Annotated in this window: 14 protein-coding genes; 4 read left to right on the plus strand and 10 right to left on the minus strand. The window is 68.5% G+C overall.

Annotated features, from left to right (window positions below; all coding sequences use genetic code 11):
- Nucleotides 1–16 precede the first annotated feature (16 nt).
- Nucleotides 17–1255, minus strand: a complete 1239-nt coding sequence (locus ACFVDI_RS00720) for an amidohydrolase family protein (protein WP_350715941.1) — start codon at nt 1253–1255, stop codon at nt 17–19.
- 258 nt (nt 1256–1513) lie between these two features.
- Between ACFVDI_RS00720 and ACFVDI_RS00725 the strand changes: the two genes are divergently transcribed.
- Complete coding sequence (locus tag ACFVDI_RS00725) at nt 1514–3415, plus strand: CocE/NonD family hydrolase (RefSeq protein WP_350715940.1); 1902 nt, start codon at nt 1514–1516, stop codon at nt 3413–3415.
- Nucleotides 3416–3442: 27 nt separating this feature from the next.
- Here the strand turns inward: ACFVDI_RS00725 and ACFVDI_RS00730 are convergent, their stop codons facing one another.
- The 4 genes from ACFVDI_RS00730 to ACFVDI_RS00745 form a co-directional block, all read right to left on the minus strand.
- Nucleotides 3443–4591 (minus strand): thiolase family protein, encoded by a 1149-nt coding sequence (locus tag ACFVDI_RS00730; protein WP_179658686.1) that lies wholly within the window; start codon nt 4589–4591, stop codon nt 3443–3445.
- The gene (locus ACFVDI_RS00735; protein WP_350715938.1) at nt 4584–5036 is read right to left on the minus strand and encodes an OB-fold domain-containing protein; all 453 of its coding nucleotides are present in this window, start codon (nt 5034–5036) and stop codon (nt 4584–4586) included. Before ACFVDI_RS00735 ends, ACFVDI_RS00730 begins: the two co-directional genes overlap by 8 nt.
- Nucleotides 5037–5137: 101 nt before the next feature.
- Nucleotides 5138–6049 (minus strand): VOC family protein, encoded by a 912-nt coding sequence (locus ACFVDI_RS00740; RefSeq protein ID WP_350715936.1) that lies wholly within the window; start codon nt 6047–6049, stop codon nt 5138–5140.
- A gap of 140 nt (nt 6050–6189) precedes the next feature.
- Nucleotides 6190–7365 (minus strand): amidohydrolase family protein, encoded by a 1176-nt coding sequence (locus ACFVDI_RS00745; RefSeq protein WP_350715934.1) that lies wholly within the window; start codon nt 7363–7365, stop codon nt 6190–6192.
- 95 nt (nt 7366–7460) lie between these two features.
- On the opposite strand from ACFVDI_RS00745, the gene ACFVDI_RS00750 reads away from it, so the two are divergent.
- Complete coding sequence (locus ACFVDI_RS00750) at nt 7461–7742, plus strand: hypothetical protein (protein ID WP_350715933.1); 282 nt, start codon at nt 7461–7463, stop codon at nt 7740–7742.
- A 68-nt stretch (nt 7743–7810) separates the two neighbouring features.
- Here the strand turns inward: ACFVDI_RS00750 and ACFVDI_RS00755 are convergent, their stop codons facing one another.
- Nucleotides 7811–8425, minus strand: a complete 615-nt coding sequence (locus ACFVDI_RS00755) for a nuclear transport factor 2 family protein (RefSeq protein ID WP_350715931.1) — start codon at nt 8423–8425, stop codon at nt 7811–7813.
- A 138-nt stretch (nt 8426–8563) separates the two neighbouring features.
- Between ACFVDI_RS00755 and ACFVDI_RS00760 the strand changes: the two genes are divergently transcribed.
- Nucleotides 8564–9406 carry an acyl-CoA thioesterase domain-containing protein gene (locus tag ACFVDI_RS00760; RefSeq protein WP_350715930.1) on the plus strand — a complete coding sequence of 281 codons (843 nt, stop codon included), beginning with the start codon at nt 8564–8566 and terminating at the stop codon, nt 9404–9406.
- Nucleotides 9407–9414: 8 nt separating this feature from the next.
- Here ACFVDI_RS00760 and ACFVDI_RS00765 read toward each other — a convergent pair whose 3' ends face one another.
- The 3 genes from ACFVDI_RS00765 to ACFVDI_RS00775 are packed head-to-tail and all read right to left on the minus strand — an operon-like array spanning nt 9415 to nt 12199.
- Entirely contained in the window at nt 9415–10497 is a 1083-nt protein-coding gene (locus ACFVDI_RS00765; protein WP_350715928.1) for a Gfo/Idh/MocA family oxidoreductase, read from the minus strand.
- Between the two features lie 23 nt (nt 10498–10520).
- Nucleotides 10521–11711, minus strand: a complete 1191-nt coding sequence (locus tag ACFVDI_RS00770) for a thiolase family protein (RefSeq protein WP_378899267.1) — start codon at nt 11709–11711, stop codon at nt 10521–10523.
- On the minus strand, nt 11708–12199 hold the full coding sequence (locus ACFVDI_RS00775) for a Zn-ribbon domain-containing OB-fold protein (protein ID WP_350715924.1): 492 nt from the start codon (nt 12197–12199) through the stop codon (nt 11708–11710). The genes ACFVDI_RS00770 and ACFVDI_RS00775 overlap by 4 nt, the downstream gene beginning before the upstream one ends.
- Before the next feature lie 231 nt (nt 12200–12430).
- Here ACFVDI_RS00775 and ACFVDI_RS00780 point away from each other — a divergent pair, with 231 nt between their 5' ends.
- Entirely contained in the window at nt 12431–13057 is a 627-nt protein-coding gene (locus ACFVDI_RS00780) for a TetR/AcrR family transcriptional regulator (protein ID WP_350715923.1), read from the plus strand.
- Here ACFVDI_RS00780 and ACFVDI_RS00785 read toward each other — a convergent pair.
- Nucleotides 13047–14612, minus strand: coding sequence for an AMP-binding protein (locus ACFVDI_RS00785; RefSeq protein ID WP_350715921.1), 1566 nt, complete (start codon nt 14610–14612; stop codon nt 13047–13049). The genes ACFVDI_RS00780 and ACFVDI_RS00785 overlap by 11 nt on opposite strands.
- Nucleotides 14613–14757 lie beyond the last annotated feature (145 nt).

Consider the following 14757-nt stretch of genomic DNA (forward strand, 5'->3'; position numbering starts at 1 on the left):
CTCCTCCCGCCTTTGCTCACACCGCGTCGGGGTTGCGGACTTCCAGCCCGAGGAAGCGGCGGGCGTTGTCACCCATGAAGTCGTAGGTGCGCTTGACGTCCATGCCCTCGGCGTACTTCCAGAAGCCCTTCGGCTCGGTCAGGCCCTCGGGGTGCGGGAAGTCGGAGCCGAACATCACGCGGTCCCAGCCGACCGTCTCGACGACGTCGGCGACCGAGCCCTCCCAGAACGGGCTGATCCAGATGTTGCGGCGGAAGACGTCGACGGGATGCTCGGGGAACGCCTGCGGCATCTTCTTGTAGAAGTCCTCGTAGTCATGGAAGAGCGGGTGCAGCCAGGCGCTGCCGTTCTCCACGCTGGCGATGCGCAGCTTCGGGAACCGGGTCAGGGTGCCGTGGCAGATCAGGCTGGTGATCATGTCGGTGATCTCGCGGTGGCCCAGGGCGATCCACCTGAACGAGCTCATCTCGGTGAAGACCTTGCTCTCCGGCGGCTCCCACATGTTGATGTAGGAGTCCAGCGGCGGCTGGCTGGCGTGCAGTACGACCGGCAGCCCGGCGGCCTCGACGGCGCGCCAGAACGGGTCGAACTCCGGGAGCGCGGGCGAGCGCCAGCCCTTCCAGTCCCGCACCGGCGCCGGCTTGATCAAGATGACCTTGGCGCCGTTGGCCAGGACGTACTCAAGCTCCTTCATCGCCTCGGAGAGGATGCCGAGGTTGATCACCGGCGTCATGAACAGCCGGTCCTCCTGGGTGAATCCCCACGTCTGCAGCATCCACTGGTTGAGGGCGTGGATCATCGCCGCGCACAGCTCGGGGTCATCGGCCGCGGAGTGCTCGACGAGGTTGGCCAGGGTCGGGTAGACCATCGCCTGGTCGACCCCCTGCCGGTCGAGCGCGTCGATTCGCGGGGCAGGCGCCCGGAAGGAGGGCGCGGACTCGATGATCTGCTCGCGGGCCATCTGCGTGAGCGTCTTGCCCTCGCGGTTCTCCGCGGCGAAGAACTTCTCCCACGCACCAGGTGCCGCGACCCGGTCGAAGGTCGGGTTGGGGATGTAGTCGCGAATCTGACCGAGGATCGAGATCCGGGTCTGCCGGCCGACCTGCACGAACTGGACGGCCGAGGCGTATTTCTCGGGCAGATACCTGGTCAGCGCGTCGGGCGTCTCGTACATGTGCGAGTCGGCGTCGAAGATCGGCGCGTCCTTGAACTGGTCGGCGTCCTGGCCGGGCGCGACGGGAACGGGTTGCGACATGGCGATCCTTTCGAGGTCAACACCGGTACGACTGAGGCTAGGTGCAGTTGACACAAGTGTCAACTGGCTTCAGACCCCGTTCCCCGAGCGACATCTGGACATGCCGGGCGACATTGTTGACTTTTTCGTCAACTACGGAGTTCAATGACAAGGCCGACCGCCACCGCCGGTCCGAGCTCCGCCGGCCTCCGTGCTGCCGTTGAACTCCACCGGTGAGGTCCGCGGCGTTCCCATCCGGACCGGACCTGGAGAACCAACATGAACAGTCGACGCCTCTTCGCCGTCGCAGTGGCCGTGACCAGTCTTGCGCTGTCGGCCCTGGCGACGCCCCCGACGAGTGCTGCATCGCCCACACCCACCGACGGTGGTTACACCTCCTCGATCACGAGGACCGAACACGTCACGACCCGCTACGGCAACAGGGTCACCATCGAGCTCGAGCTGCCCGCGATCGACGGCAGAGCCGCACCCGGGAGGTTCCCGGTGGTGGCATGCCTCTGCTACATCACCGACGTGGACACCGAGGGACTCTCGCTTCCCAACGGTCAGATGTCCGACTTCGTGAGAGCCGGCTATGTCGCCGCCACCGTGCGTGTCTCAGGCAGTGGCACGAGCGAGGGAGGCCCGTGGAACCTGGCCGACCCGAAGTGGCAGCGGGAGAACTACGACGCGATCGAGTGGCTCGGCACGCAGCCGTGGTCGACCGGAAAGGTCGGCACCGTCGGCGAGTCGGGCAACGGGATGAGCCAGATCTTCACGTCCCAGCTGAGGCCACCACACCTGACGACGATGATCGTGACGGCATCCGGAGCGGACAGCTATGACACCTTGATGCCCGGTGGCATGGTGAGCCTCCAGATCGCAGCGTTCGCCTGCGGCATCCCGGGTGCGGCGACGAACCTGCTCAACGGGCTCCCGGTGCCCGTGCTCAACAACTCGCGTCCAGCGGTCTCCGTCGACGAGGTCAAGTACCTGCTCGAGGCGAATGCGAAGAAGGTCCGCAAAGGAAACAACCTCAAGCCCTTCTGCCCGCTGACGCAGGGCTGGTACCAGCACCGGACCAGGGACTCCTTCTGGCGGGGCGGTCCCCTGGCGAAGGTCGACAAGGTCACCATCCCCGTGTGGGCCTGGAGCGGCTGGGACGACATCTTCAACCGTGCGATTCCCAACCTGTACGGCACCGTCGGCTCCCAGCAGAAGATGCTGGCGATGGGGCTGAACTCCCACGAGGCGCCCGGAGGCTCCTTCTTGGTCCCCGACCCGGCGGGCGGCGACGGCTTCGACCAGCACAAGCAGGCCATCGAGTGGTTCGACCATTTCCTCAAGGGCAAGCAGAACGGCATCGTCGAGCGCGTCAGGAGCGGACGCTTCGAGTACTACCTCAACGGGGCCTGGACCTGGCAGAGCGCACCGACCTATCCGATCCCAGGCACCGACTACACGAACTACTACCTCGACGGCGACGCAGGGATCTCGCGCCGGAGCGGCGCCGTGAGTGTCGGCAAGGCACCGACCGAAGACGGTTCGGACACCTACCTCTACACGCTCGCCGACGGCCTCAAGCAGTTCGCCACCGGACCGACCGAGCTCACCGACAACCTGGTGAACCCGGTCGACCCCAACAACGCGACGAACGACAACGCGGTCTTCAACAATCTCACCAACGGCGATCAGCGACTCGGACTCGGCAGCGACACGGTGAGCTACCTGACACCACCGCTGACGCGCGACGTCGAGGTCACGGGGCCGATCTCGGCGAGCCTCTTCGCCAAGACCAGCTCGCCCGACACCGACTTCGTGTTCCGGATCGCAGATGTCTTCCCGAGCAGCCCTGCGAAAGAGGCCCAGCCGGGCTTCTGGAAGTTCGTCACCTCGGGAAACCTCCGTGGCCAGTTCCGCAGCTCCTTCACCGGCTACCAGAAGCTGACGCCGATCCCGAAGGGAGCGGTGGTCAGGTACGACATCGAGGGCTACCCGACGTCGTACCTGTTCAAGAAGGGGCACCGGATCGCCTTCACCATCCGCTCCTCGAACGCGCCCCGGCTCATGCCGAACACGCATCCGGCGAAGGTGACCATCATGCACGGACCGTCCTACCCGAGCTCGGTCAAGCTGCCGGTCATCCCGGCCGGCCTGACCACGCCGATCGAGGTCGACTAGAGGCTGGTACGGCCGGCGGCGCGATCCTCAGGTCGACAGGATCGTGACCGCGGCCGTGCCGGGGGCGCCGTACAGCTGGGCGTAGCCGACCTTGGCGCCCGCGACCTGGCGGCCCCCAGCACGGCCACGCAGCTGGTTGGCCAGCTCGTAGATCTGCCGCAGCCCGGAGGCACCGACCGGCTCGCCGTTGGCGAGCAGGCCGCCGTCGGTATTGACCGGGAGTCGGCCGCCGATCTCGGTGGCACCTTCAGCGATGAGCTGCTCCTGCTCACCGTCGGCACAGAAGCCGTTCTCGGCCAGGTGGATGATCTCCGAGCCCGCGTCGGTGTCCTGCAGCTGGATCACGTCGACGTCCTCGGGGCCGATGCCCGCCTGCTCATAGGCCGCGTTCGAGGCGTACACCGTCGGGCTCGGGACCGACTCCAGCGGCAGCGACGGGCTGAGCAGCTCGAAGGCGCCCTCCCGGCGGGAGAACAGGGTGCTGGCGCGCAGGTAGATCGGAGTGTCGGTGTACTTGTGGGCGATGTCGGCGCGGCAGAGCACCACGGCCGCCGCGCCCTCGTCGGGGCCGCAGTACATGTATTGCCGCAGCGGCCAGTTGAGCACCGGCGAGGCGAGGATCTCCTCCTCCGCGATCGGTTTACGCCGCCAGGCGTGCGCGGTGCGCTCGCCGTTGCGGAAGGCCTTCGCCGCCACCTTGGCCAGGGTCTCGTGGCTGATCTGGTGGTCGTGCATGTAGCGGTTGATCTTCAGACCGAAGAAGTGCGTGGTCAGGAAGAGCCCGGCCTCGCCGTACCAGTTGGGCAGGCCGGAGACCGAGGGGTGATCTGAGAAGGCGCCGCGCGGGTGCTTGTCGAGGCCGACGGCCACGGTGAGCTCGTGGTCGCCGAGCCGGATCGCGTTCGCCGCCTGGGCCAGCACGGTCGCGCCCGAGGCGCAGCCGGTGAACGTCGCCCGAGCGGGGATGCCGGTCATCCCGAGCAGGCCGGTGATCGCCTCCGGGTTCTTGACCTCCATGCTCGAGGCCCACAGTGCCTGTACGTCGCTCCAGCCGACGCCGGCGTCGGCGAGAGCGTCGATCACGGCGTCCTCGCCCATCTCCAGGGCGGACTTGCCGTCGTAGCGGCCGAAGGGGTGCAGCCCCACGCCGATGATGGCGACCTCGGGCTCAGTCATCGGTTGCTCCCGTTCCCGCGTCGGCCACCGGCGCGAACGCGTAGATCATCGTCTGGTTGCCCGCGGCGTCGGTGCCGAAGGGCACGATCCGAAGCTCCATCGGCTGCCCGATCGACAGCATCGAAGGGTCGGGCTCGGTGAGCCGGGCCTCGATGCGCAGCGCACCGGGCAGCTCGACGTATCCGACCGAGAACGGCTCGAAGCTCTGGGGGTCGTCATCACCTGCATACGGCGGGGCCGGCGGCCGGAACCGCTGGGTGGTGAAGGCCCACAGCGTGCCGCTACGAGGCAGCTCGACCTTCTCCAGCTCCTCGCGCACGCCCCCGACCAGGCGGTGGCTGCGGTAGGGGAAGACGAGCTTCCCGTCGGAGGAGCGGCCGGCGATCAGAGCGGGCTGGTCGGTCGGCCAGGTGAACAGGTCCTCTGCGATGGGCACCTGACTCATGGGGCATTTCCTTCCCGGGCGCGGACCCGTGACGGTGACGGAATCGGGATCGTCCTGACAACCAAGTAGAGCAGCAGTTGACACTTTCGTCAACAAGGTTGTCAAGCCGGATCGGCGGGACGGCGCACCTCAGACCTGGGGCGGGTCACCAGCTCGGCGACCACGCCGTCGGGGTCAGTCAGCACGACCACCGTGAAGCCGCCGGTCGGGGTGTCGACCATGGGGATGAACTCCGGTTCGGCGACGCTCCACCCGAGCCCGCGCAAGCGCTCGACCGCGCCGGACACGTCCTCGACGGCCAGGGCGATTCGATACAGACCCTCGGAGTTCGCACGCATGCCGTGCGGAACCGCGTCGGCGTCGAGATCGAACTCGAGGGAGAACGTCGGATCCTCGGCCACGCCGAGCGAGACCCCGTCAGGACGTACGTCACCGACCACCCGCCAGCCGAGCTCCGCGAACCAGGCGATCGTCCGGTCCAGGTCGGTGCTGACGAGGCGAGCATGAGAGAGCCTGCCGCCATCCCGTCCCTCGCGCGGCTCCGCACCCGGGTCGATCTCGACGATCTCGACCGGAACCCCGTCAGGACCTTGGGTCAGTACGCCCTTGCGCGACCGTCCGCGGACATAGACCTCGATCGGGTCGGCGTCCACCCCGGCCGGAAGGTCAGCCACGTCTGCGACCCGGATGCCGAGGCCGGCGAAGCCCGCCGCATGGCCGTCGGACAGCGCGGGACGCGGTGCGGTCGCGGGCTCCTGCCATTCGACGAGCTCCACGGCCGGCGCCGCGCGCGGGCCGCGGGCGTCGTACTCGAACCAGGTGTCGGAGACGGTCCGTCCCGGGATGCCGAGCGCGCTCCCGTCGGTGTCGTCGCTGGTCGAGCGCATCCGCAGCGTGAACCCGAAGCGCTCGTAGAAGGCCGCGGACCCGGCAGCGTCACGGGTGTTGACGTTGCAATGCAGGACTGCGTGCACGCCGGTCGTTGTGGGCGGTGGCTGCGATCGATCGCTCATGGCTCCTCGATTCGGACGGAAGTAGTTGACACTTTCGTCAAGATACTACTCCGAGCGCCGCCCTTTGCGCGCGAATCGACCATGGAAAGACGCACGGAGGGCGCCGCCGATGTCGGCGACGCCCTCCGTGCGCATGCAGTTCAGCTGGTCCGCGGGAACCGGAACAGCTCCCGAGCGTTGGTCTCGGTGATCTTGGTGACCTCGGCGTCGGGCACGTCGGCCAGCACCTCGGCGGCCCGCTTGCGACTGTTGGGCCAGTTGGAGTCGGAGTGCGGGAAGTCGATCTCCAGCATCATCTTGTCCACGCCGATGACGTTGCGGTTCTTGACCCCGAAGTCGTCGTCGATGAAGCAGCCCCAGATGTGCTTCTGGAACAGGTCCGAGGGGCGGGCGTCGAAGTCGATCGGCTGGTAGTAGCGGTGCCGCTCCCAGACGAAGTCGCAGCGCTCCAGGATGTAGGGGATCCAGCCGATGCCGCCCTCGGCGAGGGAGAACTTCAGGTTCGGGTGACGCTGCAGCGCCCCGGAGAAGAGCAGATCGGTGGTGCTCCACATCAGGTTGGACGAGAACAGCGTGATCGCGACGGCGAACGGGGCGTCAGGCATCCGCTGCAGGCCGTCGGCGGTCGCTTGCATTCCCGAGAACGAGAAGCCCGGGACGTACGCGCTGGAGCCGAAGTGCATCGAGAGGACCATGTCGGTCTCCTCACACAGCGAGAAGAACTCGTCCCATTCGCGGCTGTGGAAGCTCGGCAGGCCGAGCGGCACGGGGCTGTCCGGGAACGAGACCGTTCGCGCCCCCTTCGCCGCAACCCTGGCGACCTCGGCCTTCATCAGCTCGATGTCCCACAGCGGCAGGATCGCCAGCGGGATGTAACGGTCCGGCGCGGTCGCGCACCACTCGTCGATGTGGAAGTCGTTCCACGCCTGGACGCACAGGAGCGCCAGCTCCTTGTCGGGGGCACGGAAGAACGTGCCACCACCGAAGCCGGGGAACGACGGGAAGCAGAGCGCGGACTGGACGCCGTCGGTGTCCATGTCCTTGACCCGGGCAGCCGGGTCGTAGCAGCCAGGGATCATGTCCTCATAGCGCACCGGGTCCATCCCCCACTCCTCGGGAGGCTTGCCCGCGACGGCGTTGAGGCCGATGGTCGGCGAGACGATCCCGTCGTAGTGCCACAGGTGCTTGCCGTCGGTCTCGATGATCCGCGGCCCCTTCTCCCTGAACTTCTCCGGGAGCCGGTCCTGCCACACCCGTGGGTGCTCGATCAGGTGGTCGTCGACCGAGACGATCTGGTGGTGGTCCTGCAGTGGCATCTTTGCTACTTCCTCTCGCTCCCCGTCGTGCAGATGCGATCGAGCGTATACCCTATTTGACAGTTGCGTCACCACTAGATACAGAGGCGATCGAGATGACCCTGCCCGACCCGGACGAGCTGCTGACCCGAGAAGACGAGGACGACCATGACCTGCTCACCTACGGGGAGGCCGGCGTACGTCTTCAAGAGGCCGTGAGGGCCCAGCGAGACCTGGTGAAAGGCCTTGCTGACGAGGGATCGAGCGAATTGGCGGTTGCCCGGGCCCGCCTCGGCGAGCTGGAGGAAGCGGCCGCCCGCAACGCCCGTCAGCCGATCAACGACGAGAACTTCGAGCGCTTCTTCGGCTACCGAGGGAAGGCCGTACGCAACACCTGAGCCGCGTACCCGCGGGCGTCGATAGCCAGAGAATCTGGCGTAATCGTCAGTTTCGCGGCCGCCGGCCGTCAACCGCGCGGAGCCCGATCCGGCCTCTCGTGACGGACGCCGAAGTCCATGTCCGCCATGCTTCCGATCGGCCGCACGTCCCGTCCGAGCCACGACGGCCTCGCCACGTGGCCCTCGGCCGGCCTGGCCCAGTCGACCCAGTCTCCCCAGTCGGCGCGAGACAGCGGGTCAGCCACCTGGCCTCCCGCTTCTGCCAGGGCGGCGCGGTGGCGCTGGTTGAACAGCTTCATCTCCTGCACCGTCCACCAGTCCGACTCGGCGGCCCAGCGGCCACCACCGGCGTACTCGATGATCTGCAGGGAGGGGAAGTCGATCGGCGCGCCGCCGGCCGGGTTGTCGGCGCGGTTGACCACCTGGTAGACGACCCGGGTTCCGTCGATGGCGTACCACATCAGCGGGGAGTAGACGTGCGCCGCGAACGACATGGTCCCCTCGAGGAACCGCTGGATCTCCGCGGGTCCCCGGAACGTGCCCCAGAAGTGGTCGTTGTACGTCGCGTCGTCGGTGAACAGCCGCGACCAGGCAGCCCAGTCCTCATGCACCGGGCCGGTGACGAAGTAGTTCCGGAAGGCCTCCTCTATCTCGGGGCGCGGTGCCGTGTTTGCATTGTCCATCGTTTGCTCCTCGCTCTTCTTGACAACCCTGTCTGACATGAATGGTCAGGTTGTGGGACGGTGACTGGCGTCGATTCGGGCCTGAATCACATAGTGGCCAATGACACACACCGCGCAAATCTGACATACCGTATCCTCATGACCGTGCCCCGTGGACTTCAAGAATCCTCGACGTTCCCTGACGCTGACCTGGCCACGCTGCTGGAGCTGGAGCAGATCGAGCCGGACATCTTCCGGGCCAACCTGGTCTTCGAGGATCAGTGGCATCTCTACGGGGGGCAGGTCGCCGCGCAGGCGCTGATGGCGGCCGGTCGCACCGTGACCGAGGAACGCCGGCCGCACTCGCTGCACGGCTACTTCCTGCGGCCCGGCGATGCCTCGATCCCGACGATCTTCGTCGTCGACCGTGACCGTGACGGCCGGTCCTTCTCCGCCCGCCGGGTCGTGGCTCGGCAGAACGGGAAGGTGATCTTCTCGATGGCGGCCTCGTTCACCGGCGGCGGCCCCGACCTCAACCGGCAGGCGCACGAGATGCCGCAGGTGCCAGCACCGGAGGAGTGCCCGGTCTGGGAGATCCCCCGGATGTTCTCCCTGGTCGGCGCCATCCCGCCCGCTCCACCCGGGCGGCGCAACAGCGCCTGGCCGAGCACGTTCTGGGCTCGCAGCCGCGACGGGCTCGGCGACTCGCCCCTGCTCAACGCGTGCGCCCTCACCTATCTGTCCGACGTCAGCGGGGCCGTCGACCACTTCGAGACGCCGGGCTGGGACGGCGCCGCCAGTCTCGACCATGCCGTCTGGTTCCACCACCCGACACGAGTGGACGAGTGGCTGCTGTCCCACTACACGCCGCAGACCGTCGCCGACGGCCGCGGCCTCTACACCGGCTCGATCTTCGACCAGAGCGGCGCAGTCGTGGCGTCCATCGCGCAGGAGGGCCTCTACCAGAGGGTCGGCTACCAACCGGCGACCCGCGGCCAGTAGCGCTCTGTTCACGCTTCCACCCGGACCCAGCCGCCATCATCGGAGGAGCGGCGAGCGGCGTCCACGATCGCCAGGCTGAGCAGGCCGTCCTCGAAGCTCGGCGCCCTGGTCGCTCCACCGTGGAAGGCCGGGAGCCAGTCTTCCAGCATCAACGCCATCGCCCGGCTCGCGTGACCGGCGAGCCCCTCGGGGAGCTGCTCGGGATGGGCCGGCTCACGCTCCGCCGGCACGAGTGGCGCGAGGGCCTCGTCGCTCGGGCGGCCCGCCGCGTACGCCGTCGAGCGGAGCGTGCCGTCGCCGATGATGGTGCCTTCGGCACCGAGGAGCTCGAGGCGGTAGTGGTCGGCGTGCGCGCCCATGACCGACACGCTCAGCACGCCGAGCGCCCCGGACTCGAACCGCAGCAGGACGGCGGCGGTGTCGTCCGCGGTGACCGCGAGGATGCTGCCGTCGGGCAGCCGTCGCTCGGGCTCGCTCGTGCGTACGTCGGCGCAGACCTCGACCGGACGTCCCAAGAGGTGAGGGACGAAGTCGAGGTCGTGCACGAGCATGCCCGCCAGGTAGCCGCCACCCTGCTCGCGGTCGTACATCCAGGCCGCCTGCGGAGGCCTGCTCGGATGCCAGTACGACGCGGCGCGGCTGACCCGGGCCAGGTACGGCTTCCCGAGGAAGCCGCCGCCGACCTGCTCGGCGACCGCGAGCCAGTCCGGGTTCCAGCGGTTCTCGAAGCAGCAGGCGGTCGGCCGGCCCGCCTCGGTCGCGGCCTTCACGAGCGTCCGGGCCTGGTCGAGGTCGTCGGTGAGCGGCTTCTCGCACAGCACCGCCTTGCCCGCTTCGAGAGCCGCGAGGGTGATCTCGGCGTGCAGCGCCGTCGGGGCGGCCACCGAGATCACATCGAGGTCGTCACGGCGTACGAACTCGCGCCAGCTCGTCGAGGTGTCCTCGATGCCCACCCGCGCCGAGACCTTGGCGAGCCGTTCGGGCGTACGGGCACAGAGCGCGACCGGGTCGAACCCGTCCGCGGCCCGGAAACCGGGCACCTGGACGTGCGCGCCCCAGCCGATCCCGACGATTCCCACTCGCAGGTCCATCCGACTGCTCGTCCCCTTCTGGGTCAGCGGGTGCTGAGCAGCATCGACCCGGCGACCGGACCGCCGCCGACACCGACGACCGCGACGTCGGGGTCGTTGCCGACCTGGCGCTCGCCGCCCTCGCCCCAGAGCTGGACGCAGGCCTCGTGCAGGAAGCCCATGCCGTGCAGGCGGCCGCCGGAGAGCTGGCCGCCGCTGGTGTTCAACGGCAGCTCGCCCTCGAGCGCGATCCGCTCCCCGCGCTCGATGAGCTTGCCGACCTGGCCGTGCTCGGCGAAGCCGAGAGCCTCCAGCCACATCACCGTCAGGAAGCTGAACCCGTCGTAGAGCTGTGCGACGTCGACATCGGCCGGCGTCAGCGAGGTGTTCTTCCACAGCTCGGCGCCGGAGTCATGGGCGGCCATCGTGGTCAGATCCGTGCGCTGGTCCCAGGTCGCCCGCTCGTACATCGCCGGGCCCACCGACTCGACGGTGAGCGGGTGGCGCGGCAGACCGGCGGCCGCGTCCCGGCGGGAGATCACCACCGCGGTGGCGCCGTCGCACGGTACGTCGCAGTCGTAGAGGCACAGGGGCTCGGAGATCATCCGGGCGTCGAGGTAGTCGGCCAGCGTCATCGGGTCTCGGTAGATCCCGTCGGGGTTCAGCCCCGCGTTGCGTCGGGCGTTGACCGCGATGGCACCGAGCTGCTCGCGGGTGAGGCCGAACTCATGCATGTAGCGCTGGGTCGGCATCGAGAGCCAGTTGGCCGCCGAGAGGGCCCCGAACGGGGCGCTCCACTCCAGGTGAGGGGGAAGGTCGCCGCCGCTGAAGAGCACCGAGCCGCGCCCGCCGGCCTGCGCCTGAGCCGTCGACTCCCACACCGAGCGGAAGATCACGACGTGATCGGCCAGGCCGAGGGTGACGGCCATGCAGGCCTCGATCGCCGGGCCGATCTGGCCGGCGGTCTCCAGCGAGGAGACGTACCAGCGGCTGCGCAGGCCGAGCGCGTTGCGTACCTCCTGGATGCCCGCCCCCGAGAATCCGGGGTCAGGGACGCCCGGGCCGGGATAGCTGGCGATGCCGTCGACGTCGTCGATGTCGAGTCCGGCGTCGGCGATCGCCCGGGTGACCGCCTCCAGGGTCAGGTCCAGGCCGGTGCGGCCGAGCCGGCGGCCGACCTGGGACTTGCCGGCGCCGGTGATGACGGCCTTTCCATCGAAGGGTCCGCGGTTCATGCCTCGCCAACCTCTCCTGCGTTGCTCACCGGTCGGAACAGCGGGATCCAGACCCGCTTGTCCACGTGGTCGGTCTGTTCCCCCCACTGCTCGAAGAACACCTCGACCTCGAGCCCGATCGCGACCTCGTCGAGCGCGACGTCGACGAGGTTGGTCATCAGGCGTACGTCACGGTCCTCGACCAGCTCGACCATCGCGACGACGTACGGCGGCTCCAGGCCGGGGATCCACGGCTGCCGGTTGATCGTGTACGCCGCGACGACCCCACGTCCGGAGACCGGCTCGGGGGCGACGTCGAAGCTGCGGCACCGCCAGCACGTCGGGGCGGGCGGGTGGAAGAAGTGGCCACAGGCGCGGCAGTGTGAGATCAGCAGCTCGCCGCGCTCGCCGCCGGTCCAGAACTGCCGTGACTCGGGGGTGGGGCTCGGGGCCAGTCTCAGGCTCGGGCGCGTATATGGCTGCGGCGCTGCAGGTGCGGGAGCGGTCACTGACTCTCCTCGGAGAAGTGGGACAATCTGACAGTTTTGTCATCTGATCCTAGCCGTGAACCTTCTGCGACGGTAGGCCCAATCCGTCGCGTGCGGATGGAACTCCGTCACCAGCTCCGCGATCACTGGTGATCAACAGCACAGCGTGTCACGGGGCCTACCGGACAACAGTGTCAAGTTTTGCGTTTAGAATGACGGGATGGAACTCGCCGAACGCCGAGGGGCCGCACGATGACGCTGGAAGCCAGTCCGACCCACGTCGCCGGAACCGAGGACGCCTCCGAGCTCGGGCCCCGCGCGCTGCGCACCCGAGAGGCCATCCTCGACGCGGCCCGCAAGCTCTTCCTCGACCGCGGGTACGCCGGCACCCGGATCAACAACATCACCGACGAGGCCGGGGTCTCGCGAGCAGGTTTCTACACCTACTTCAAGGACAAGCACGAGGTCGTCGACATCCTCGGGGTGGAGCCCTACAAGGACTGCATGAGAGTCGTCGGCATGTGGGACGAGATGCCGAAGCGGCCCACGGTCGACGAGATCCGCGACTGGGTGCAGGCCTACTTCGACTTCATGGACGTGCACGGCGCCTTCATCTACGCCCTGGCCCAGTCGGGCCCGACCGACGAGGAGTTCCGTGCGACTGCCCGGCGCCTCCAGGTGCGCGCCGCCTTCCTGCTCGGGGTGGGCCTGAGGAGCCGGCAGACCTCCCCCACCAGCGCACCCGAGGCGCTCGGGCTGAGCATCCTGGCGATGCTCGACCACTCCTGGTCGCAGATCCGCGTACGCAAGCTGCCGATCGACCAGCGCGAGGTCGTCGACGCGATCGCCGAGACGATCCTGCACACGCTCAAGGGCTGACCAGGGTGGCGTAGCGGCGACACAGCTCCGCCTTGGCCACCTTGGCCAGACCGGTACGCGGCAGCTCGGTCACCACCTCGAGCCGCTCAGGCAGCTTCTGACGCATGAGTCCAGCATCGAGGAGGAAGTCGCACAGGTCGGCGAGGGCGGGTGGCTCGGTGCCTGGCGCGGGCACGACCACGGCGCAGACCAGCTCGCCACGGTCCTCGTCCGGGAGCCCGACCACGGCCGCCTCGGCGATCGCGGGGTGGGTGACGAGAGCCGACTCGATCTCGAGCGGCGCGATGTTCTCCCCCTTGCGGATGATCAGCTCCTTGAGCCTGCCGGTGACCTCGATGTGCCCGGTCGGATGGAGCAGCCCGAGGTCACCGGTGCGGAACCAGCCGTCCGCGGTGAACGCCTTGGTGGTCTCCTCCGGGTCGGTGTAGCCCCGACACACGCCGGCACCGGAGACCTGGATCTCCCCCGGAACCTTCGGTGGGCAAGGCACCCCGTCGAGGCCCATGATCCGCACCTCGTTGCCCGGCACCGGCCGGCCGTCGGTCGCCGCCAGGATCTCGTCGGGGTCGCGCGGGTCGGCAACGCCGAGCATCGGCACCTCGGTCATCCCGTAGTCGTGCGCGACCGGGATCCCGAGCGTCTCGCGCACGGCCGCGAAGAGCTCCGGCGAGCACGGAGCGCCGCCACCCTTGAGCGTACGCAGGGTCGGCAGCAGCGGCTCGGGAGCCATGCTGCGGGCGACCGCGACCAGCGCCTGGTAGAACGGCGGCGCGCCGCCCGTGGTCGTGACTCCGTACTCCCGGAAGGCCTTGATCGCCCGGTCCGGGACGAAGGCCTCAAGCAGGAGCATCGGGTAGCCGCCGGCGAGCGCGGCGATGAGATATTCGATCCCGCCGACGTGGGCGATCGGGAAGCCCATCGCGGCGACCTCGCCGGACTTCTCCCCCAGCCGGCCCTGTCCGCCGAAGGCCCTGCCGGTGGTCAGCAGGCTGGTGTCGGTGTGCCGGGCGCCCTTCGGCGCCCCGCTGGATCCGGAGGTGAAGTAGACCCAGGCCACCTCGTCGGAGTCGGCGTCCGAGGGTTCCCGGTGATCGTGCCCCGCCGCCTCGGCCGGGATCTCGTGGCCGACCTCGATCACCCGCGGCGCCTCGGCGAGGTCGAGCCCACCGGCCATCTCGGCGTAGTCGAACCCGTTCCACAAGCCGGGCACGAGCAGGACGTCGGCCACGAACGTACGCAGCGCCGCGGTGACCTCCTTGTCGCGATAGAGATGGATGATCGGTGCCTGGACGGCACCCAGGCGGCGCAGGGCCAGCATGGTGACGGCGGTCGAGATGCGGGTCGGGAGCTGCCAGGCCACCCGGGTGCCCGGCTCGATCCCCTGCGCGCTCAGCCAACCGACAGCACCATCGACCGCTCGCTCCAGCTCCGACCAGGTCAGCGTCGTGCCGACCTCGTCGATGAGTCCGGGCTGCGTCGGCGTCGTTCGCGCCCGTTCGGCCAACAGACCGTCCACCGTGCGGGCATCCAAGGCCCATGGCCATGGTGAGGTCATCTCTGCTCCTCGACGTAGGTGCGGGCGACCCGGTCGACCGACGCGCCCTGTGCACGTCCTCGCCCGCACGACCTGTGACATGAGCCACATCGACGACATTAGAGCCACTTGACATTAACGTCAACTAACGCTCGAATGGGATCCC

Source organism: Nocardioides sp. NPDC057767, from assembly GCF_042798275.1.
GTDB lineage: Bacteria > Actinomycetota > Actinomycetes > Propionibacteriales > Nocardioidaceae > Nocardioides.

What these genes read in the sequence shown, in the direction of transcription:
- ACFVDI_RS00730 (WP_179658686.1), bottom strand. Translation starts at nt 4,591, where the DNA reads ATGACTGAGCCCGAGGTCGCCATCATCGGCGTGGGGCTGCACCCCTTC.
- ACFVDI_RS00785 (WP_350715921.1), bottom strand. Translation starts at nt 14,612, where the DNA reads ATGACCTCACCATGGCCATGGGCCTTGGATGCCCGCACGGTGGACGGT.
- ACFVDI_RS00780 (WP_350715923.1), top strand. Translation starts at nt 12,431, where the DNA reads ATGACGCTGGAAGCCAGTCCGACCCACGTCGCCGGAACCGAGGACGCC.
- ACFVDI_RS00755 (WP_350715931.1), bottom strand. Translation starts at nt 8,425, where the DNA reads ATGGACAATGCAAACACGGCACCGCGCCCCGAGATAGAGGAGGCCTTC.
- ACFVDI_RS00770 (WP_378899267.1), bottom strand. Translation starts at nt 11,711, where the DNA reads ATGAACCGCGGACCCTTCGATGGAAAGGCCGTCATCACCGGCGCCGGC.
- ACFVDI_RS00740 (WP_350715936.1), bottom strand. Translation starts at nt 6,049, where the DNA reads ATGAGCGATCGATCGCAGCCACCGCCCACAACGACCGGCGTGCACGCA.
- ACFVDI_RS00745 (WP_350715934.1), bottom strand. Translation starts at nt 7,365, where the DNA reads ATGCCACTGCAGGACCACCACCAGATCGTCTCGGTCGACGACCACCTG.
- ACFVDI_RS00720 (WP_350715941.1), bottom strand. Translation starts at nt 1,255, where the DNA reads ATGTCGCAACCCGTTCCCGTCGCGCCCGGCCAGGACGCCGACCAGTTC.
- ACFVDI_RS00725 (WP_350715940.1), top strand. Translation starts at nt 1,514, where the DNA reads ATGAACAGTCGACGCCTCTTCGCCGTCGCAGTGGCCGTGACCAGTCTT.
- ACFVDI_RS00735 (WP_350715938.1), bottom strand. Translation starts at nt 5,036, where the DNA reads ATGAGTCAGGTGCCCATCGCAGAGGACCTGTTCACCTGGCCGACCGAC.
- ACFVDI_RS00765 (WP_350715928.1), bottom strand. Translation starts at nt 10,497, where the DNA reads ATGGACCTGCGAGTGGGAATCGTCGGGATCGGCTGGGGCGCGCACGTC.
- ACFVDI_RS00750 (WP_350715933.1), top strand. Translation starts at nt 7,461, where the DNA reads ATGACCCTGCCCGACCCGGACGAGCTGCTGACCCGAGAAGACGAGGAC.
- ACFVDI_RS00760 (WP_350715930.1), top strand. Translation starts at nt 8,564, where the DNA reads ATGACCGTGCCCCGTGGACTTCAAGAATCCTCGACGTTCCCTGACGCT.